The sequence below is a fragment of the Bradyrhizobium sp. 14AA genome (assembly GCF_054185205.1).
In genome coordinates, this window is the sequence record NZ_JAVAYM010000001.1 from 1,040,346 (window position 1) to 1,058,780 (window position 18,435).

Consider the following 18,435-nt stretch of genomic DNA (forward strand, 5'->3'; position numbering starts at 1 on the left):
GTTGTTGAGGCGCCGCTTCGAGGGTATAGCGGCGCCCATGTCGAACCCGCCAGATACGGCCGCCGCGCCGGCCGATCCGATCCCCGAGTGCCCGCATTGCCAGAAGCCGATGCCGCTGTGCATCTGCGACAGCGTCACGCCTATTGAAAACCGGCTCTCGCTGCTGATCCTCCAGCATCCGCAGGAGCAGGACAGGGCGCTCGGCACCGCGCGGCTGCTGGCGAAGCATTTCGAAGACGCCACGCTGCGGGTCGGCCTGTCCTGGCCGAGCCTGTCCAAGGCGCTGGGCCATCACGTCGAGAACGCCTCGCACTGGGCCGTGCTCTATCTCGGCTCGGCCCGCGCCGCCGATCTCGAGGCCGAGGGCGAGATCGTGGCGCTCAACCGCAAGGGCGAGGTCGCGGACAACCAGCGCACGCGCCTCGGCAAGCTCGAAGGCGTGGTGCTGCTCGACGGCACCTGGAGCCAGGCCAAGGCGCTGTGGTGGCGCAATCCCTGGATGCTGAAATGCCAGCGCGTCATCCTCAACCCCGCGCACCCCTCCCGCTATGGCCGCCTGCGCAAGGAGCCGCGCAAGGACGGGCTGTCGACTCTCGAGGCGGCCGCGGCGATCCTGGCCGGCCTCGAGAAGCGTCCCGACATCGCCGAGGCGCTGAATGCGAGCTTCGAGCGGATGCTGGCGCGCTACCGCGAGGTCCAGGCCGAGATGCCGGAACTGGCGCCCAAGCCCGCGCCGAAGGGCCGCCGCCGCGATTTCCGGCGGCGCAAGCAAGCCTGACTTCGGCCCGCATCGGGACGAGGCCGGCGCCGCCAAAGTCGGACGAAGGCGGTTGCCTAAGCCATTGATCCCCTATATTGGTCCGCCCTCATGGGGCCACGTGGCGGAGTGGTTACGCAACGGTCTGCAAAACCGTGTACACCAGTTCAATTCTGGTCGTGGCCTCCATCATAAACCCCTGATCCTTCAGCAAAAATCGACATCTCCGCAGCTTCCGCCGATGCTGCGCGCGCGCCGCTGCCACGTCGCGGCGGGGCGCTGTCACGGGGTTTGCCCGGGGGCCTTCGGAAACCTGCGATTCAGCCCGCTGGCATAGAGTTCGCATCTGCGAAGTCATGCATTTCCCATCACCCGAGCGCTGGAGAGCACGTGGGCGACATCGTCCGATTTGTTCCGAAATCCGAGCTGGAGCGGGCTCGCCTCATCCGTGAGGCCCGCGCGATCTATGACAGCATCTTTCCGCCGGCCGCGCCCGACCGGGCGCCGCAGGACGGCGAGGATCGCGTCAAGACCTGATCGCGGCCGCGCCGACTTTCGGCACAAGGCCTTCAGCAAAACGCCCGCGAGGCGCGGGCGCTTGGGTTCGCGGGTGGGAGAAGCCTCTCAGCAGGCCGCGTACCAGCCGTCCGGGAACGGCAGGAGGGGCCAGGCGCCCTCATTGTCATTGGCGGCTTTGGGCGTTGCGGCGTACGACCACGAGCGGGGCACGAATTCCTCCTCCGGCGCAGGCGCAAAATCTTCGTTGATCATGGCGTCCCGGACGGCATCCAGCAGCAAGTTGAATTCGGCTTCGCTCATCACACCCTCGCAGAACGCGGATGGCGCAATGTCGCAAAGCCGGTTTGTTACCCGATTGAGCCGATCGTTCGCATTTTAACGATCCGGCGATCAGGTCCCGAGTGGTTAGCGATTTGTAAAAAATCCCCGCGAAACCCTATGGTCCGCCCGGCCGTCCCCAGTGTGAAGGAGATCACATTCTCGGCGGTTTATTTCTCGTAACCCCTCGTACGACACCGGCCAGCGAAGGCCGGGGGCGGGCAGGGCAGAACGGGAGACTGGTCATGAAGACGAGGTTCTTGCGGTTTGCGGGCGTGAAAAGCCGGGCGTGTCGCGCCTCGACGCTCGGATTGTTCCTGACGTTGTTTGCTTCCGCCGCCCACGCCCAGCAGGGAACGCCGGAGCAGCGGCGGGCCTGCACCCCCGACGTCTACCGGCTCTGCGCCGGCGAAATCCCCAACGTCCGCGCCATCACCGCATGCCTGCGCCGCAACCGCTCAAGCTTGAGCGAGGCTTGCCGCACCGTGTTCGATCAGGCCGGCGGCTGACATGCCAGCTCTGTGAGTTTGTGCGCAGCAAGTGGCTCGTGCGGTCTCGCGAATCCGGCATAGTCAGCCTGTGGATATGCTGCGGACAGCCTGTGGAGTGCTGTGGATATCGACCTCAGATCCGTTCGCCCGGCGCCGTATCTCCGTCAGCAGGCGTCATATCTCCGTCAAACAGCCTGACTAGATGATTCTGAAATCGCACTGATTGCTGCGTCCTTCAGGACGATTTGGTTGTCCCGAATTCGGAATCCCGCACTGGTAGCGCTTTCATGCGTGCGAACAGTTTTTGTGCAGCCGCTTGCCCAAATCGCGGGCCGCCTCCATCCAATTTTTTGTACGCCCGCGGACAAGCTTTCCCGTGCGCTCTGCACCTAGGCTGACCTTCGAGTTCAGCAACATGGCCATGGCCATGCCAATTCGAAGGAGCAGCACATGGACAGATGGGTATTGCCCCAAGCGCGGCGGGGAACGGCGCGCGCATCGTCACCGTGGCGCAAGGCCGCGCTCGGCGCCGCCGTTGCATTCGGCCTCGTCGCCGCCGCGCCGGTGGGCGCACGGGCAGCCGCGCCCGCGGCCTGTGCCGCGCTCCAGGAGAAATATCCGGACTGGAAGGGCAAGACCCTCGTCAACGCCATCAACCCGCACACGCCGGGCTATGAGACGATCGACCCTAAGGATCCCAGCAAATATATCGGCTTCGACATCGACCTCGGCGAAGCCATCGGCGAATGCCTCGGCTTCAAGCTGACCTACAAGCCGGTGACGTTCGCAGCCCTCCTGACCACGCTCGCGGCGGGACAAGCCGACATTGTCATCTCCGATATCTACGCCACCAAGGAGCGCGCCAAGGCGGCAGACTTCATCACCTATTCGAAGGTGTTCGACGGCGTGCTGGTGGCCAAGGGCAATCCGAAGGGCATCAACGGCATCAACATCTCGATGTGCGGCGCGGCTGCCGCCGAGAACACCGGCTATGTCGAGGTGCCCCTGATCCAGGCCCTGATCCCGGAATGCAAGAAGGCCGGCAAGGCCGAGCCGACCATCCAGCTCTATGACAACAACGCCAACTGCATCCAGGCGATCCTCGCCGGACGCGCCGACACCTATGTCAACGACGTCAACACGGTCGACAGTGCGGTGAAGGCCTATCCGGACAAGCTGGAGAAGGCGATCGCGGTGACGATCCCGTATTCGGTCGGCATCGCCGTCCCCAAGGACAAGCCGAAATTCCGCGACGCCGTGCTCGCCGCGCTGATCGAGGTGCAGAAGGCCGGCACGCACATGGAGCTTCTGAAAAAGCATGGGCTCGATGTGAACAACTTCAAGGAACCGGACATTCTGACGGCTGACTGATGTCGCTGTTCCTCCATTACCTGAGCATGCCGTATCTGCTCGAGGGCATCGAGCTCACCCTCGAGGTGACTGCCCTCGGGCTCGGCGGCGGATTGATCCTCGGATTGATCCTCGCCGGCATGCAGCTCTCGCGCTTCTGGCTCCTGGCGGCGATCGCCAGGGCCTATACCGTGATCTTCCGCGGCACGCCGCTGATCCTTCAGATGGTGTTCGCCTACGACGCGCTGCCGCATATCGGCATCAAGCTGCCGGCGGTGCTGGCGGCCGGTCTCGCGCTCGCCTGCAACGAGGCGCCGTTCATCGCCGAGATGCTGCGCGCCGGCGTGCTCGGCGTCGATCGCGGGCAGGTGACCGCAGGCCAGGCCCTCGGCATGACGCCCCGGATCCTGATGTGGCGGGTGATTGCGCCGCAGGCGATCCGCACCATGATCCCGGCGTTTGGCAACGAGGCCGTCAGCGCGCTGAAGAACTCCTCGCTCGCCTCCGTCGTCGCGGTCCAGGAACTGACCTTGCGTTCGACCCAGTTGGCGTCCTCGACCTTCGACTTCTTCTCGATCTTCTTTGCCTCGGGCCTGCTCTATCTCGTGCTGACCGCGACGATCAGCGTCATCCAGCTGTTCGTCGAGTGGCTGCTCGATCTCGACCGCGCGAAAGGACGCCAGTGCAAGCTCGCCGATTACCTGCCGTGGCGCCGCGTCGACCTCACGACCAAGCTCGAATTGGCGGACACGTCGGCCGCCGATCCCGAGCCCGTGCAGGCCGAGCCCGCGGACACGCCGCCACTGGCACTGACCCGCGAGGAGCGCGTCCGCCGTGCGGCGACGATTGCGCGCAACAACATCGCGGTCGAGACCAAGGACCTCACCAAGAGTTACGGCGCGCAAAAAGTGCTCGGCGGCCTCGATCTCACGGTGCGCGTCGGCGAGGTGGTGGCGCTGCTGGGTCCCAGCGGCTCCGGCAAGAGCACGTTGCTCCGCTGCATCAACCATCTCGAAAGCTGGGATGCTGGCACCGTGCGCGTCGGCGGCCGCCGTCTCGGCTTCGACGACGACGGCAAATTGCTGTCACCGCGGGCGATCGCCAACGAGCGGGCGACGGTCGGCGTCGGCATGGTGTTCCAGCAGTTCAATCTGTTCGCCCATCTGTCGGCGAAGGAGAACATCGCCGGCCCCTTGCGCTGGGTCCACGGCATGACACGTATCGACGCCGACCGTCGCGCGGCCGAGCTGCTCGACCGCGTCGGTCTCTCGCATCGCGCTGATGCGCTGCCGCGGCATCTGTCCGGCGGTCAGCAGCAGCGCGTCGCCATCGCCCGCGCGTTGGCGCCGAACCCGAGCGTGCTGCTGCTGGACGAGCCGACCTCGGCGCTCGATCCCGAGCTCGTCAACGAGGTGCTGGAGGTCATCCGCCGCCTCGCCATCGACGACGGCCTCACCATGATCATCTCGACGCACCAGATCCGCTTCGCTGACGAGGTCGCCGACCGCGTCGCTTTCCTGAGCGGCGGCGCGATCATCGAGGAGGGGCCCGCGCACGAGGTGCTCTCCAATCCCCGCAATCCGCTGACGGCGCGTTTCCTCAGCGTGATGGAAGCCGACAAGACTCCGGAGGCGGTGCGATGAGCGCTGCTCCCACAAGGTTCACGACCGCGTTCCCTGAAGAGGCCACCTCATGAAGCATTTTACGCTGCCGGTTTCGCCGAAGACCGTCCACTGGGGCTATTTCTCCAAGACCGTCACGCCGGCCCTGACGCTGCGCTCCGGGGATCGCGCCACCATCGAGACGCTGACCCATCACGCCAACGACGATTACGAGCGCATGATCCAGGGCGATCCCGGCGCGGAGAGCGTGTTCCAGTGGACGCGCGAGCACAAGGCGGTGGCGCGGCGCGGCTCAGGCCCGGTCGAAGGCCCGTTCATCCGCGGCGCAGGCGAGGGGATCGGCGTGCATCTCCTCACAGGTCCGGTCGCGATCGAAGGCGCCGAGCCCGGCGATATCCTGGAGGTGCGCATCCTCGACGTCCGGCCGCGGCCGAGTTGCAGCGCCTGCCACGCCGGCCGTTGCTTCGGCTCGAACGTCGCCGCCAACTGGGGCTTTCACTATCATGATCTGATCGAGGAGCCGAAGCCGCGTGAGGTCGTCACCATCTTCGAGCTCGACACCTCGGGCGAGCCCTATGCGAAGGCCGTCTACAATTACGTCTGGACGCCGCAGACCGATCCTGACGGCATCGTGCATCCGACCATCGACTACCCCGGTGTCCGCGTCGATCACGCCACCATCAGGAAGCGCGAGAATATCCTTTCCAGCGTGAAGGTGCCGGCGCGGCTGCATTTTGGCACCATGGGCCTCGCGCCGTCGGAAGCCGACTTCGTCAGCTCGATTCCGCCGAGCTACACCGGCGGCAATATCGACGACTGGCGCATCGGCAGGGGCGCACGCATGTTCTATCCGGTCGCGGTCCCCGGCGCCTATTTCTCGGTCGGCGATCCCCATGCAGCCCAGGGCGACAGCGAGCTCGGTGGCACCGCGATCGAGACCTCGCTCACCGGCGATTTCGAATTCATCCTGCACAAGAAGGCTGACCTCGCCGGCACCAATCTCGAAGGTCTCGACCATCCCATGCTGGAGACCGACCAGGCCTGGTCGTTCTACGGCTTCACCTATCCGAACTATCTCGCCGCGCTCGGCGCCGATGCACAAACCGAGATTGCCAATCACAGCAGTCTCGACCGTGCGATGCGCGATGCGTTCCGAAAACTCCGCCGGTTCCTGATGACGGTGCACGGCCTCAGCGAGGACGAGGCGATCTCGCTGCTGTCGGTCGGTGCCGATTTCGGCGTCACCCAGGTGGTCGACGCCAATTGGGGCGTCCACGGCACGATCCGCAAGAACATCTTCCGCTGCGACTAATGCATTGAAGTGCATCTCATATTCGGGATGAGCGCGTGAAGGACGAACGGCATTTGCGGCCCGTCACGGCGACGGACGATCGCGTACGTCTGGCACAGAGGTTGCTTCGATCGAGCGCAATCTGGGTCGATCCGATGAGCTTCCGTCCGTTCACGAGCGAGTCCTACGCGCAAGACGACCGCCCCGAAGCCTGGCGGGATGTGCTGGCTGCGGTCGGCCTGCGACCGGCGGGTGGCCACAGCTTCTTCGACGGCCACGCAACGGCGTCGCATCGCCATGCCGCAGGTGTCGCACTGACGCGCATGGCCGCCGGCGCGCAGAGTGTCGGGCCGCTCGCGCAGGCGAACGAAGACCTTCCGATCGCGCTGATGCCGGTCGAGGACGGCATGGTGCTGAAAAGCGCCGGCGGCCACCGCATCGTTCCCGTCGGCCATCTCGTGCTGCTGCCGCGCAGCGGCGACTGGAGCATCGTGTTCCAGCGCGATATGCGCGCGATCGTGCTCTCGGTCACGTCGGAGGCGTTGCACGGACGCCTCTCGGGCCGGCCGCGGCTCGGCGAGCCCTGCGTCGTGACACCCAGCGGTTTTGCCGACGTGTTCTCGCGCCTGCTCGATGCGACGGCGCGCACGTTCGACACGTTGAGCGACGCCGAATGGAATGCGGTGGCGCAGTCTCTCGTCGATCTCCTCCTGACACTCGCGCATCGACTGGCGGCCTCGACATCGGATGCCGGATCGAGTGCGACGCAGGCTGCGCTCCTGCACCGGATCTGCCAGACCATCGAGCGCCGGCTCGACGATCCCGATCTGGTGCCGGCGCGCGTCGCGCAGACCGAGGGGATTTCCGAACGGTACTTGCAAAAGCTGTTCGAGACGGTCGGCGACAACTTTACCCATTACGTACGCGAGCGCAGGTTGCAGCGCGCTTGGGCCGACCTGTCCAACCCGACTGAAGCGCATCGTTCGATCTCGGAGATCGCCTACGCCTATGGCTTTGGCGATTCCGCGCATTTCAGCCGCGCCTTCCGTCACCGCTTCGGCCTGCCGCCGCGCGAGTTTCGCCAGCAGGAGGCGGAGCGGGCGACCTTGCAGCACGGCGTCGCCGGCCAGCGCGGCTGGCCGCAGGAGGCCCTGGCGCAGCTTCGCGCGCATCCGAGCGTGGAGGCACGCAGCCGCGTCGCTCGTGCCGGCGCCGAAGAGCGGACGACGACGGAGCGCAGGCATCATCATCTCCCGGTCGAGGCGAGCCGTATCCATTGGGGCTATTTCAGCCGGTCGCTGCCGCCGCAGATCGAGATCGCCTCGGGCGACACCATCACCATCGAGACGCTGACGCAGCACGCCTCCGACGCCCCAGAGATGATGATCGCAGGCGATGCCGGCGCCGAGAGCGTGTTCGGCTGGACGCGGGACAAGAAGAATGTCGACCGCCGTGGCGCCGGTCCGATGGATGCCAGCGTGTTCGGCCGCGGAGCCGGCGAGGGATTTGGCGTCCACATCTGCACGGGCCCCGTGGCGGTGAAGGATGCCCAGCCCGGCGACGTGCTGGAGGTGCGTATCCTCGACATCGTGCCGCGCGCGAGTCGCAATCCTGCCCACGCGGGCCGTGTGTTCGGCTCATCGGTCGCGGCGTGGTGGGGTTATCACTACAACGAGTTTCTCGGCGGCCCCAAGCCGCGCGAGGTGGTCACCATCTACGAGATCTTTGACGATGCCGCCGCGCCGCATGCCCGCGCGCTCTATTCCTACCGCTGGGAGCCGCAGACCGATCCGTTCGGCGTCGTGCACACCACCTACGACTATCCCGGCGTTCCCGTCGCGCCTGCAACGATCAAGCGACGCCATGCCGTGCTCGATGGTATCCGCATTCCGCTGCGACCGCATTTCGGCGTGATCGCCGTGGCGCCGCGCGAGGTCGATTTCGTCGACTCCGTGCCGCCGTCCTATTTCGGCGGCAATCTCGACAATTGGCGGCTGGGGAAGGGGGCAACCATCTATCTTCCGGTCTCGGTGCCCGGTGCGCTGCTGTCGGTCGGCGATTCCCATGCCACACAAGGCGACGGTGAATTGAGCGGCACCGCGATCGAGTGTTCGATGACCGGGACGTTCGAGGTGATCCTGCACAAGAAGGCCGATCTCGCCGGACGTCCCTTTGCCGATCTCTCGTATCCCCTGATCGAGACCGAGACCGACTGGGTGCTGACTGGCTTCAGCCATCCCAACTATCTCGCGGAGTTCGGTGCGCAGGGGCAGAGCGAGGTCTATGCAAAGTCGTCGCTCGACCTCGCCATGAAGGATGCGTTCCGCAAGATGCGGCGCTTCCTGATGAACACCAGAGGACTCAGCGAGGACGAGGCCATCGCGCTGATGTCGGCCGCCGTCGATTTCGGCGTCACGCAGGTGGTCGACGGCAATTGGGGCGTGCACGCCATCCTCAGCAAGCGCCTGTTTCAGGACGCGACCTAACAAGGACATCTCAGGTGAAATTCCACATGATCAGTGGCGGACCGAAGCCGGTCGCGCCCTTCAGTCACGCCGTCGAGACCGACGGCTTTGTCTTCGTCACCGGCCAGATGCCGGATACGCCGCAAGCACCAGGAATACTTCCCGACGGCATCGTCGCGCAGACCCGTGCGGTGATGGAGAATCTGAAATTGGTTCTGGCGGGTCTCGATCTCGGCCTCGAGCACGTCGTGATGATGCGGATCTATCTCACGCGCTTCAAGGAAGACTATGCGGCAATGAACGAGACCTATCGCACGTTCTTTGCACCGGACCGGTTGCCGGCCCGCACCTGCGTCGGTGTCACCGGACTCGCTTACGATGCGCTGATCGAGATCGATCTGGTCTGCCGACGGCCGTGAGTTCCGTTTCGTAGCCCGGATGAGCGAAGCGACATCCGGGACCTTGCGAACGAACAATCCCCGGATCGAACAGTCCCCGGATGTCGGTTCGCTCATCCGGGTTACGAGTTCTTGTGTTGCCGGTCGGGCAAAACACACAAGCGGCGGGGCAATCCCGTTCAAACAAAATATTCGCCTTTACAGAAATTCGGCTTTGTCGCATTCTGCCGCCACCTCATCCCAGTCAGAGGGGCGTATCGCGATCGTCACGAACGCGGGGTGAGCCGTGGTGGACGCAGGCCACATCGGCGCGACGGGCATCGCAGGGCGGGAAACCGTGAGCGGCAGCCGCGCGCACACGACCGGTGAGGTCTGCGTACGGTAAAACCGTGTCGTCCTGACGCCCGGGGTCTGTGCGTCAAGTCTTGCGGTGATGCGGCGGCCCGACCGGGCACGTGCATCAGCCATCCGCAGGGCGACGGGGGCAATAGTGCATCGCTCCCCGGGGAGAGCTCGGCATAAGCCGTAAAACCACCGCGCAGGGAAGGCCGGATGTTAGGCTTCACCTGTATGCCGCTGTGCAGCTTTTTGTAGCGCAACTTTCGCACAGTGGACCGTGGGTGCCCGGCCGGCACCTGGTCTTCCCTGCGCCCTCTGACAAAGGAGGGTGGGACGATGCAAAGCTCGGGCGAAGCAAGCCGCGAGGATGCGGAGGTGTGTCTACGGCGCGAGGTGAGAGTTGGTGAAGAGCATCGAGCGCCCCGCACTCCGTCATTGCGAGCGGCTCGTCCGCCGAAGCTCGAAGAGCGAAGGCGGAAGCGAAGCAATCCAGAATCCCTCAACGGGGAGAGTCTGGATTGCTTCGTCGCAAGAGCTCTTCGCAGTGACGGTGTGGAGAGAATCGCGCGTCACACTCCTCTCGTGCCCCGGACGCAGCGCAGCGCTCCCCTGGCGATGCGCAGCATCGTCCAATTCAGCGGTGCGCTGCAGAGCCGGGGCCCATGCGGCAGCAAGCCACGCGGCTTCCTGGGTCCCGGCTCTGCGCAGCAGCGTAAGAACGCTGCAGCGCGTCCGGGACATCAGCTCTGGCTTCGATGCAACCCGCAACCCGCGCGTGCAAGAAGACTTGATCGGCGGTGATCTAGAGGTGATGGCCCGCCTTGAACGCGGCCCCGGGCGACAGCGACTAACCAGTATCGTGCACAAGGATCAGTGGAACGTGATCGCTCCTCCTCTTCCTAAAGCACCAAAATGGTGCTTTAGTGCTTTCCATGAGCCCGTCGCCCCGAAACGCGCCATCTGCGCTGCGTTACAGGCTTGCCCCTGACCCGGCCGCCAAGGCCGCGCTGGAGGCGACATTCCAGGCCTATGACCGCATGATGGAGATCCTCGACGAGGTCGCGCGGAGCCATAACGTCGGTTCCAACGTGGTCCTGCTGCATGCGCATGCCTATGAGCCGATCCGCAAGGCAACCGCGCTGCCTTCGCGCCTGGTGACGCTGGGCCTGCGCGACCGCGCTGATTATCGCGCAGCGTCCGGGCGCCGGCTGCCGCTCGACGACAAGCTCGCCAAGATCAAGGGACCGGCCACCATTTCGATTGCGACCGTGCAAGGGCGCTTCAGCGTGCCCTTCGACTACGCCGGCTATGCCGAGGGCTGGGGGCAAAGCGCGCCCGCGCACCTCATCCGCACCGACGACGGCTTCGAAGTTCACTACGGCGTCACGCCGAACAGTCTGCCAGAGGAGGAGAACGCCATGGACCATCGCTGCCGCCCCCGACAATTTCCTGTCCCGGGTCGGGCGCCTGATCGCCGGGATCGCCTATGACGCGATCGAGCAGGCGGAGGGCAAGAACAAGCTGAAGGTGGTCGGCCAGGCCATCCGCGAGATCGAGCGCGCCGAGAGCGAGGCGCGCGATGCGCTCGCCTCGGCACGTGCCGAGGAGTACCGCCTCAACGCGCGCCGCACCGAGATTGAACGCGAGATGACCGATCTCGCGCCGAAGATCGAAGGTGCGATCGCAGATAGCCGCGACGATCTCGCGCGCGCCGGCATCGCACGGCAGATGGATCTGGAGGCACAGTTCGAGGTGCTCTCCCGCGCCATCGACGAGAACAACGACAAGATCGAGCAATGCGTGACGTCGCTGCGCGCGGTGCTGTCGGCACTCCAGGATGCCGAGCAGCGCCGCGCCGATCTCGCCAAGAGCGAGGCGGCGGCGAGCCATCAGGCTTCCACGTCGCCCCGGAAACAGGGCGGCAGCTCGGCGGCGGCGAAGGCGCTGCGTGCGGGCAGGGCGGTGGCGCGCGCCACCGGCGTACCGCAGGGCATCCCGTATTCAAGCGACATCGACGAACTCAGCGCGTTGCATCGCGACAAGGAAATTGCGGCGAGGCTCGCGCGGTTGAAGTCGCGCTCCTGAGTGCCGTGCCATGAGCGCTCTGCTCGAACACGTCATGTCACCGGAGGTCAGGCCGTTCGCGATCGCGGCGGCCATGATCCTCATCGTGGGCTCCGTCGAGATCGTCTCGATGCTGGTCGGGGCTTCCCTCAGCGAAATGCTCGGCACCAACATCGATTTCGGCCATCCCAGCGACAATGGGGTGATCAACGCGATCTCCTGGATCAATGTCGGCGGCGTGCCGCTGCTGATCTTCCTGCTGCTGCTGCTCGGGGCCTTCTCCATCACCGGTTTCCTGATCCAGGACATTGCGCGGATGGTGGCCGGTCCCTTGCCGGCGACGGCCGCCTCGATCGGGGCGGTCGCGGTGTCCGTTCCGTTGGTCCGCACCGCCAGCAGGGCCATCGCGCGGGTCATTCCAAAGGACGAAAGCTACGCGGTCGGCCTCGGCGATCTCGTCGGCCGCGTCGGTGAGGTCGTGATCGGTCCGCTCGATCAGGGGCCACCGGGCCGCGTCAGCGTCGCCGACATCCATGGCAACCGCCATTTCGTCTGGGCGGTCGCCGCACCGTCATCATCGCCCCTGCCGCAGGGAACTATGGTCCTGCTGGTCGACCGCGACGGCACCCGTTTCGTGGCGGTCAGGGCCGACGATGAACTCAAACCCTCCAAGCCCACTCTAAGCAGCAGCTAAGTCATTATCGGAGAAAGTCATGTTCGACATCGCAGTCCCGGCCATGATCGGCGTCGCGCTGATCGTCGTCCTCGGGATCGTCTTCACCATCCTCTATAAACGTGCCACCCGCGACGAGGCCTTCGTCCGCACCGGCCTCGGCGGCAAGAAGGTCGTGCTCGACGGCGGCGCCATGATCCTGCCGATCTTCCACTCCTACGCCAGCGTCAATCTGAAGACGCTACGGCTCACCGTCGAGCGCAAGGAGCGGGAATCCCTGATCACCAAGGACCGCCTGCGCGTCGACATCGTCGCCGAATTCTACGTGCGCGTCCGCCCCGACGATGAGAGCATTGCGCTCGCGAGCCAGACCCTGGGCGCATTGACCAACGATGCCGAAGCGCTGCGAAACCAGGTCGAGGCGAAATTCGTCGACGGTCTGCGTTCAGTGGCGGCGACCATGAGTATCCTCGAGCTTCAGGAGAAGCGCTCGGACTTCGTCAAGCACGTGCAGGCTACCGTTGAGTCCGACGTCAAATCAAACGGACTCGAGCTTGAATCGGTCTCGTTGACCAAGCTCGACCAGACCGACGTCAAGTTCTTCAACCCGGAGAACTTCTTCGACGCGGAAGGCCTGACCCAGCTCAAGACCGTCACCGAGACCCGCCGGCGGGACCGCAATTCGATCGTGCGCGACAACGAGGTGGCTATCGCGCAGAAGGACCTCGAGGCCCGCCAGCAGACCCTGACCATCGAGCGGACCAAGAAGGAAGCCGAACTCTCGCAGGAGCGCGACATTGCCAACAAGACCGCGAGCACCCGGGCCGAGGTCGCGACCGCGACGCAGACTGCACGCCTGACCGAGGAGAACGCGCGCATCGACACCGACAGGGCGGTCGCCGAGAAGGAGGCGGGCGCCAAGCAGGTCAAGGAAACTGCGGTCATCGAGTCGGATCTGGCGATCAACAAGCGCAAGACCGACGCCCAGCGCGAAATCCAGATCGCCACGCAAGAGAACGAGATCCAGATCGCGTCCAAGAGCAAGCAGACCTCGGAAGCCGTCGCCGAGGCCAAGACCGCCGAGGCGGTCGCCGTCTCCGCGGAGGAAAAGGTCGTGACGGCGCGCGCCGTCGAGATCGCCGACCGTGCCCGTCTCACCCAGGTGCTTGCCGCGCGCACCGAGGCCGAGCGCAAATCGACCGAGCTCATCGTCGCGGCCGAAGCCGAGAAGAAGGCGTCGCTCGACCGCGCCGAGGCCGTCAAGACGCTGGCCACGGCTGAGGCCGAGTCCAACAAGATCAAGGCGGTCGGCGTCAGGAACATCGGTGAGGCGGAAGCTGCCGTCATCACCATGAAGAACGAGGCGCAGAACAAGCTCGGCAGCAACGTGATCGATTTCGAGATCGCCAAGAAGCGGATCGAAATCATGCCCTCGGCGCTGGCCGAGATGGTGAAGCCGATCGCCAATTTGAAGGACGTCCGTATTCTCCATACCGGCGGCGCATTCGGCGGCAACGGGAGTGGGGCTGCGGGCGGCGGCGTCGGCTTCGGCGAAGGGCTCGCCGGCGAGCTGCTGAAAGTGCACGCGCTGCGTCCGATGATCGACGAGATCCTGCGCCAGAGCGGCTTTGCTCCCGGCGACGATCCCGTGAAGGCCCTGGTCGGCGCCGTGACGGGCAAGAGCAACGGCGCCGCAGTGCCGGCGCCCGCGCCGGAGAAAACAAACACCGCCGATCTATGAATGCCCGTTCATTGCTGCGGAGAATTCGAATCGATAAGAACAGGCTCGTTGCGTGTCTCGCGTCGCGCAACGAGCCGGCGCATTGATCGAGGCGTGTTGAACCTGTCGGTCGCGCTCCGGGCGATTCCTTGAGGCAACGCCATTTGTTGCCGCGGCGCCTGCGCCGATCGACGTCAGGCGCTTCAAGCCTGTTTCGATCGAAGGGATTTTCACATGAAGTATTTTCTGTCCGGACTGATCGCGATCGGCCTTTCGATCGCCGCCGCGCCGTCGTTCGCGGCTGACGCCCGCAACGTGACCGTCGTCAACGAGACCGGCTATGCCATCAAATTCCTGGGCTTCAACGCGCCGGACGATGGCCTGGACGAATGGGAGAACGAGCTCGAGAAGGTTTTGCAGAACCAGGCGAGCACCTATGTCGAGTTCGACGAGGACGACGAGGGATGCGTCTGGAACATCCGCGTCGACTGGCAGAACTATGACGAGGCCGTGCTCTGGAAGAACGTCAACCTCTGCAAGATGACCGCGCTGCGGCTGCGCTACGACCCCGGCAGCAAGACCACCTCGTTCGTCGCCGAGTAACGCGACCTGACCTAAGTCCGAGGAGGGCCCGCGGGCCCTTCCTCCACCCACTGTGCAAGATCGCGAATTCGTCCTTTGCAAGCGCAAGCGGCTTTGTTATACGCAGCCCCGCGCGAACGACTGGTTCGCCCTTTTCCTCGGTAGCTCAGCGGTAGAGCATCCGACTGTTAATCGGATGGTCGCTGGTTCGAATCCAGCCCGGGGAGCCATCAGGCTGTTTTCAAGCCTCTCAGAACACACCAGAATCCAACAAACCCTGTTGATAAACCCTCGAAAAATCAGGGGTTTTCGCTGTTCTGTTCTGTCCTATGGCTTCCAGCGATGTCCGTCGCAGTCCGGCAACGTTGGGGGTAGCGGCGGGGGTAGGGACCTTGCCCCCCTCAAAATCACCCCTCAGAATACCCCCAATTCCAACGAAGGGGGTTTCAATGAAGTTCCGGAAAGCGCTTTCCGATCGGGGCATCCTAAACGCCAAGGCCGAATCGAAGGACATGAAGCTGGCCGATGGTGGCGGCCTGTTTCTCCTGGTCACGACCAAGGGGGCCAAGCTCTGGCGGTACAAGTTCCGGCTGAATGGGGCAGAGCGGCTGATGTCGTTCGGCAGCTATCCGGCCATCAGCCTCCAGAGGGCACGAGAACTCCATATCGAGGCCATGGGGCTCGTTCAGCAAGGTCAAGACCCGGTCGCGATGCGGCGGGCTGAGGAGGCTGTCCAGCGGGCGGCCAAGCCGTTCGGAGAGGTCGCGGACGAGTGGCGGACCTTCAAGGAGAAGACCAGCCCGGCCGACAAGACCGCCGACCGCCGCGAGCGGATGGTCCGGTATCTGAAGATCGGCTTCGGGAATGAACAGGTCGGTGATCTCCGCGTCAGGCACCTGTCCGAACTCCTCGCCAAGTACGAGACGGCCGGCAAATACGAGACCCGGGTCCGTCTGCAAGGCACCGCTGTCGAGATCATGGGCTTTGCGGTCGGGCGGAGTTACGTCGAGATCAATCCTTTCGTCGGCGTCAACTTCACCGCCGCCTTCACCAGCCCGAACGAGACCCGGGAGAAACGGCCTGCGATCGTCGATCCCACGGCCTTCGGGACCTTGCTGCGGAAGATTGAGTTTTATGAAGGCCGCAATGACAACATCGTCGGCTTCGCCTTGCGCCTGCTGGCGCTGATGTTCCCGCGTCCGGGCGAGCTGGGCGAAGCGCAATGGGCTCATTTCGATCTCGACGGCGCCAAGTGGAGCGTCCCGTTCGTCGAGCTGAAACAGCGCACCGAGCGCAAGAAGAACGACAAGCGCGTTGATGAGCCTTTCGAGGTGCCGCTATCGCGGCAGGCCGTCGCCCTGCTGCGGGAGCTGCACAAGATCACCGGCCATGGTCGCTTCCTGTTCCCGGGGCGCGGCAAGTCGCGCACGATCAGCGAGAACACACTCAATACGGGTTTGATGGCCCTTGGCTACGCTGGCATCCACTGCGCTCACGGCTTCCGCTCGTCCGCCTCGACCCTGCTGAATAAGGAACGCATCGACGGCCGCCGCCGTTTCGAGCGTGAGCTGATTGAAGTGCAGCTTGACCATGTCGACGACAGCACCCGCGCGATCTATGACCGCGACAATCTTTGGCAGGAGAGGGCGGAGCTGATGCAGTTCTGGGCCGACAAGATCGACCAGTTGCGGGCGAGCAACGTCGTGGCCATCAAGGCCGCGTAACGGAACGACCACGGCGGCCCTTCTCTAGGGCCGCCTGCTGTTGCGAGCGCGGAGTCCACGGCTTCGTCAGCGCCCGATTCATTTCATCGATACTGTCGAGATCGACGAACGTGCGGCCCTCCCGCGTGAAGGCGCGGAGGATGTTGGCGTTCAGCTTTTGATAAAGCCTTGTGCGCCCGAGCTTACCGTAGACCATCGCCTCTTTGACCGTGGCGAGACGTTCCGGCGTGGGCTTGTCCGTTTCCATGACACATGCTCCCTATATGGCACCTCCGATCATATCCCCAACTGTTCGCAAGTGAACTCTGCTGGCCGCGCTTAGTGGTTTAGGCAAACCACGAGTTTGAATCATCGCCATTGCTCGCAATGTTACGCAACGCGATGCAACGACAATGTAACGGCGTATCGCGAACCGTCAGGAAACCTTGCTATTTAAGGGGTTTTTGGAGATTCGTGGCCCAAGATTTCTCTTTCCAGAAATCGAATCTCCGGATAGAGGGCGATTGATCGCCTATGGCGAGGTGCCATTCGCGGTCCCCAAATCGGGCCGGAGTTGCGTATGGGCCGTCACCAGATTCCTGCTTCTGAAGTCCTGATCAACCCGCTGCGGCGCGCGGTGCTGCATCACCTCGCTCGCGTCGGTGGGCATGCCTCCGCGATGGAGGTCCGTGGCGCGCTCGGCATCCCGCACCGGGCATCGCTGACATGGAGCGCCAACATCCTGGTCCGTGCCGGGATGGTCCGGAGGCGCAAGATCGGCGCCGGTTGCAGGCGCACGGTGATTTACACACTCACACTGAGTGGTCGCGCGGCAATTTCGACCGAGCGACACAATCCTTCCTTCCTAGCCTTGGAGAGTACCGCGTGAAAAAATGCGCGCCGCCGAGGGCAAACTCGGCAGCGCGCGGGTCTTCTTCGGCATCACAAGCAGTTGCCGATATAGCGCCGCAGGCGCAGCCCGCGCAAGATAACAATTCCGCGTCAATCGAGATCACGATCGCCAGCTCCGCAATCAGGCGATTGCCGACTCGACTGAATGTCTCATGTGGCGCCTGCGGCCATGCAGGCGTCGCGCGCATCTTCCTTGATCAAACCTCGAAGCTCCGTTGCTCGCGCTGCGGATCGCGCAACTGTGTCGTGGCAGGCCGCGATGCGTCTCGCTCATGGGCATTGCGGAGGATCGGCCGATGAGCAGGAGGACTCGCGCCAAAACCATCGAGGGGCAATTCGTCGCGCTGCAAATCGAGATGATCAATAGCCCTGCATGGAAGACTTTGAGTCTGTCAGCGCGCCGCGTCATCGATCGTATCTGCATCGAGCTGGCGAACCACGGCGGCAAAGACAACGGCAAGCTGCCCGTCACTATCGATCAGTTTGTCGAGCACGGCATGGATCGGCACGCCGTCGCGCCCGCGATCCGAGAGGTCTGCGCGCTCGGCTTTGTCGAGAAGACCAAACAAGGTCGGGTCAGCGCAGGAGGGTTCAACGAGGCCAGCGAGTTCCGGCTGACCTTCACGTATACGGACGCAAAATGCCCCCCAACCCATGAATGGAGGAGGTTCCCGGACCTGTTTGCTGCCCAACAAGTCGCCCAGGCCGCGCGCCTGCCGGTTGCGAAGCCCAAGAAGCCGAGAGCGCGGCCGGTCACCAAGCCAGACCCAAACCGCCTGATGTCTCTATCGGAGGCCATTGCGGCGGATGCTCCAAGCATTGCTTCTGGCAATGCTTGGAGCATCCGCAAAAACAGAAAGCCAGTGGGGGTTTTTCCCAGTTCCAGTGGGGGAAACCCACACTGGAAACCCAAATCTCCAGTGGGGGAAACCCCCACTACTGTCCTAGTGGGGAAAACCCACACTACCTCTATATCTCCAGTACCTAGGGCAGCAATCACATCTGCCTCGTCTTAATGACCGAGCGTAGCGAGGTCCGAGCGCAGCGAGGCTCTACCACCACCACCAAAACCTTTCTTCCTTATCATCGGCTTGCTCGGTGGCAGCGGCGTGATGGCAGCCGGCGCCCTCAAGGCGTCCGGAGGCCGTCACACCGCGATGGTGAGAGCGCAGGCGGTTCGCTCTCGATGAAGGTGAGAGGTGCCTCACATGATCTCGCCGCATCCCTAAGA

General features: G+C 64.1%; 16 protein-coding genes, 2 tRNA genes and 1 pseudogene. 17 read left to right on the forward strand and 2 right to left on the reverse strand.

Features of this window, described 5'->3' with window-relative positions; all coding sequences use genetic code 11:
* Window positions 1-37: 37 nt before the first annotated feature.
* From RAD15_RS04920 to RAD15_RS04930, 3 genes are all read left to right on the forward strand, one after another.
* Complete coding sequence (locus tag RAD15_RS04920) at window positions 38-778, forward strand: tRNA-uridine aminocarboxypropyltransferase (RefSeq protein WP_458174898.1); 741 nt, start codon at window positions 38-40, stop codon at window positions 776-778.
* A gap of 94 nt (window positions 779-872) precedes the next feature.
* Window positions 873-946: transfer RNA gene (locus RAD15_RS04925), tRNA-Cys, on the forward strand.
* 201 nt (window positions 947-1,147) lie between these two features.
* Window positions 1,148-1,294, forward strand: coding sequence for a hypothetical protein (locus RAD15_RS04930; protein ID WP_212025596.1), 147 nt, complete (start codon window positions 1,148-1,150; stop codon window positions 1,292-1,294).
* 87 nt (window positions 1,295-1,381) lie between these two features.
* Here RAD15_RS04930 and RAD15_RS04935 read toward each other — a convergent pair whose 3' ends face one another.
* Window positions 1,382-1,576, reverse strand: a complete 195-nt coding sequence (locus RAD15_RS04935; protein ID WP_458174901.1) for a hypothetical protein — start codon at window positions 1,574-1,576, stop codon at window positions 1,382-1,384.
* A gap of 263 nt (window positions 1,577-1,839) precedes the next feature.
* On the opposite strand from RAD15_RS04935, the gene RAD15_RS04940 reads away from it, so the two are divergent.
* The 12 genes and pseudogenes from RAD15_RS04940 to RAD15_RS04995 all read left to right on the forward strand — a co-directional run bounded on the left by RAD15_RS04940 (window position 1,840) and on the right by RAD15_RS04995 (window position 16,313).
* Entirely contained in the window at window positions 1,840-2,103 is a 264-nt protein-coding gene (locus tag RAD15_RS04940; RefSeq protein ID WP_458174903.1) for a hypothetical protein, read from the forward strand.
* A 432-nt stretch (window positions 2,104-2,535) separates the two neighbouring features.
* Window positions 2,536-3,456, forward strand: coding sequence for an ABC transporter substrate-binding protein (locus RAD15_RS04945; protein WP_458174905.1), 921 nt, complete (start codon window positions 2,536-2,538; stop codon window positions 3,454-3,456).
* Window positions 3,456-5,078 carry an amino acid ABC transporter permease/ATP-binding protein gene (locus RAD15_RS04950; protein WP_458174907.1) on the forward strand — a complete coding sequence of 541 codons (1,623 nt, stop codon included), beginning with the start codon at window positions 3,456-3,458 and terminating at the stop codon, window positions 5,076-5,078. The genes RAD15_RS04945 and RAD15_RS04950 overlap by 1 nt, the downstream gene beginning before the upstream one ends.
* 49 nt (window positions 5,079-5,127) lie before the next feature.
* Complete coding sequence (locus RAD15_RS04955; protein ID WP_458174909.1) at window positions 5,128-6,369, forward strand: acetamidase/formamidase family protein; 1,242 nt, start codon at window positions 5,128-5,130, stop codon at window positions 6,367-6,369.
* A gap of 134 nt (window positions 6,370-6,503) precedes the next feature.
* Window positions 6,504-8,834, forward strand: coding sequence for an acetamidase/formamidase family protein (locus RAD15_RS04960; RefSeq protein WP_458175043.1), 2,331 nt, complete (start codon window positions 6,504-6,506; stop codon window positions 8,832-8,834).
* A gap of 14 nt (window positions 8,835-8,848) precedes the next feature.
* Window positions 8,849-9,232 carry a RidA family protein gene (locus tag RAD15_RS04965; protein ID WP_458174911.1) on the forward strand — a complete coding sequence of 128 codons (384 nt, stop codon included), beginning with the start codon at window positions 8,849-8,851 and terminating at the stop codon, window positions 9,230-9,232.
* A 1,241-nt stretch (window positions 9,233-10,473) separates the two neighbouring features.
* Window positions 10,474-11,635, forward strand: a pseudogene (locus tag RAD15_RS04970) (PspA/IM30 family protein).
* A 10-nt stretch (window positions 11,636-11,645) separates the two neighbouring features.
* A complete protein-coding gene (locus tag RAD15_RS04975; RefSeq protein ID WP_458174913.1) occupies window positions 11,646-12,308 on the forward strand; it encodes an OB-fold-containig protein in 663 nt (220 codons plus the stop codon).
* A gap of 19 nt (window positions 12,309-12,327) precedes the next feature.
* Window positions 12,328-14,028, forward strand: coding sequence for a flotillin family protein (locus RAD15_RS04980; RefSeq protein WP_458174915.1), 1,701 nt, complete (start codon window positions 12,328-12,330; stop codon window positions 14,026-14,028).
* A 213-nt stretch (window positions 14,029-14,241) separates the two neighbouring features.
* On the forward strand, window positions 14,242-14,610 hold the full coding sequence (locus tag RAD15_RS04985) for a hypothetical protein (RefSeq protein ID WP_458174917.1): 369 nt from the start codon (window positions 14,242-14,244) through the stop codon (window positions 14,608-14,610).
* 134 nt (window positions 14,611-14,744) lie between these two features.
* A tRNA-Asn gene (locus RAD15_RS04990) sits at window positions 14,745-14,819 on the forward strand.
* A gap of 219 nt (window positions 14,820-15,038) precedes the next feature.
* A complete protein-coding gene (locus RAD15_RS04995) occupies window positions 15,039-16,313 on the forward strand; it encodes a tyrosine-type recombinase/integrase (protein WP_458175045.1) in 1,275 nt (424 codons plus the stop codon).
* Here the strand turns inward: RAD15_RS04995 and RAD15_RS05000 are convergent.
* Entirely contained in the window at window positions 16,300-16,560 is a 261-nt protein-coding gene (locus RAD15_RS05000) for a hypothetical protein (protein ID WP_458174919.1), read from the reverse strand. The genes RAD15_RS04995 and RAD15_RS05000 overlap by 14 nt on opposite strands.
* A 312-nt stretch (window positions 16,561-16,872) precedes the next feature.
* Between RAD15_RS05000 and RAD15_RS05005 the strand changes: the two genes are divergently transcribed.
* Both RAD15_RS05005 and RAD15_RS05010 read left to right on the forward strand, forming a co-directional pair.
* Window positions 16,873-17,181 carry a hypothetical protein gene (locus tag RAD15_RS05005; RefSeq protein ID WP_458174921.1) on the forward strand — a complete coding sequence of 103 codons (309 nt, stop codon included), beginning with the start codon at window positions 16,873-16,875 and terminating at the stop codon, window positions 17,179-17,181.
* 319 nt (window positions 17,182-17,500) lie between these two features.
* Complete coding sequence (locus RAD15_RS05010; RefSeq protein WP_458174923.1) at window positions 17,501-18,220, forward strand: hypothetical protein; 720 nt, start codon at window positions 17,501-17,503, stop codon at window positions 18,218-18,220.
* Window positions 18,221-18,435: the final 215 nt, after the last annotated feature.

What these genes read in the sequence shown, in the direction of transcription:
- RAD15_RS04920 (WP_458174898.1), top strand. Translation starts at nt 38, where the DNA reads ATGTCGAACCCGCCAGATACGGCCGCCGCGCCGGCCGATCCGATCCCC.
- RAD15_RS04935 (WP_458174901.1), bottom strand. Translation starts at nt 1,576, where the DNA reads ATGAGCGAAGCCGAATTCAACTTGCTGCTGGATGCCGTCCGGGACGCC.
- RAD15_RS04940 (WP_458174903.1), top strand. Translation starts at nt 1,840, where the DNA reads ATGAAGACGAGGTTCTTGCGGTTTGCGGGCGTGAAAAGCCGGGCGTGT.
- RAD15_RS04945 (WP_458174905.1), top strand. Translation starts at nt 2,536, where the DNA reads ATGGACAGATGGGTATTGCCCCAAGCGCGGCGGGGAACGGCGCGCGCA.
- RAD15_RS04950 (WP_458174907.1), top strand. Translation starts at nt 3,456, where the DNA reads ATGTCGCTGTTCCTCCATTACCTGAGCATGCCGTATCTGCTCGAGGGC.
- RAD15_RS04955 (WP_458174909.1), top strand. Translation starts at nt 5,128, where the DNA reads ATGAAGCATTTTACGCTGCCGGTTTCGCCGAAGACCGTCCACTGGGGC.
- RAD15_RS04960 (WP_458175043.1), top strand. Translation starts at nt 6,504, where the DNA reads ATGAGCTTCCGTCCGTTCACGAGCGAGTCCTACGCGCAAGACGACCGC.
- RAD15_RS04975 (WP_458174913.1), top strand. Translation starts at nt 11,646, where the DNA reads ATGAGCGCTCTGCTCGAACACGTCATGTCACCGGAGGTCAGGCCGTTC.
- RAD15_RS04980 (WP_458174915.1), top strand. Translation starts at nt 12,328, where the DNA reads ATGTTCGACATCGCAGTCCCGGCCATGATCGGCGTCGCGCTGATCGTC.
- RAD15_RS04985 (WP_458174917.1), top strand. Translation starts at nt 14,242, where the DNA reads ATGAAGTATTTTCTGTCCGGACTGATCGCGATCGGCCTTTCGATCGCC.
- RAD15_RS04995 (WP_458175045.1), top strand. Translation starts at nt 15,039, where the DNA reads ATGAAGTTCCGGAAAGCGCTTTCCGATCGGGGCATCCTAAACGCCAAG.
- RAD15_RS05000 (WP_458174919.1), bottom strand. Translation starts at nt 16,560, where the DNA reads ATGGAAACGGACAAGCCCACGCCGGAACGTCTCGCCACGGTCAAAGAG.
- RAD15_RS05005 (WP_458174921.1), top strand. Translation starts at nt 16,873, where the DNA reads ATGGGCCGTCACCAGATTCCTGCTTCTGAAGTCCTGATCAACCCGCTG.
- RAD15_RS05010 (WP_458174923.1), top strand. Translation starts at nt 17,501, where the DNA reads ATGAGCAGGAGGACTCGCGCCAAAACCATCGAGGGGCAATTCGTCGCG.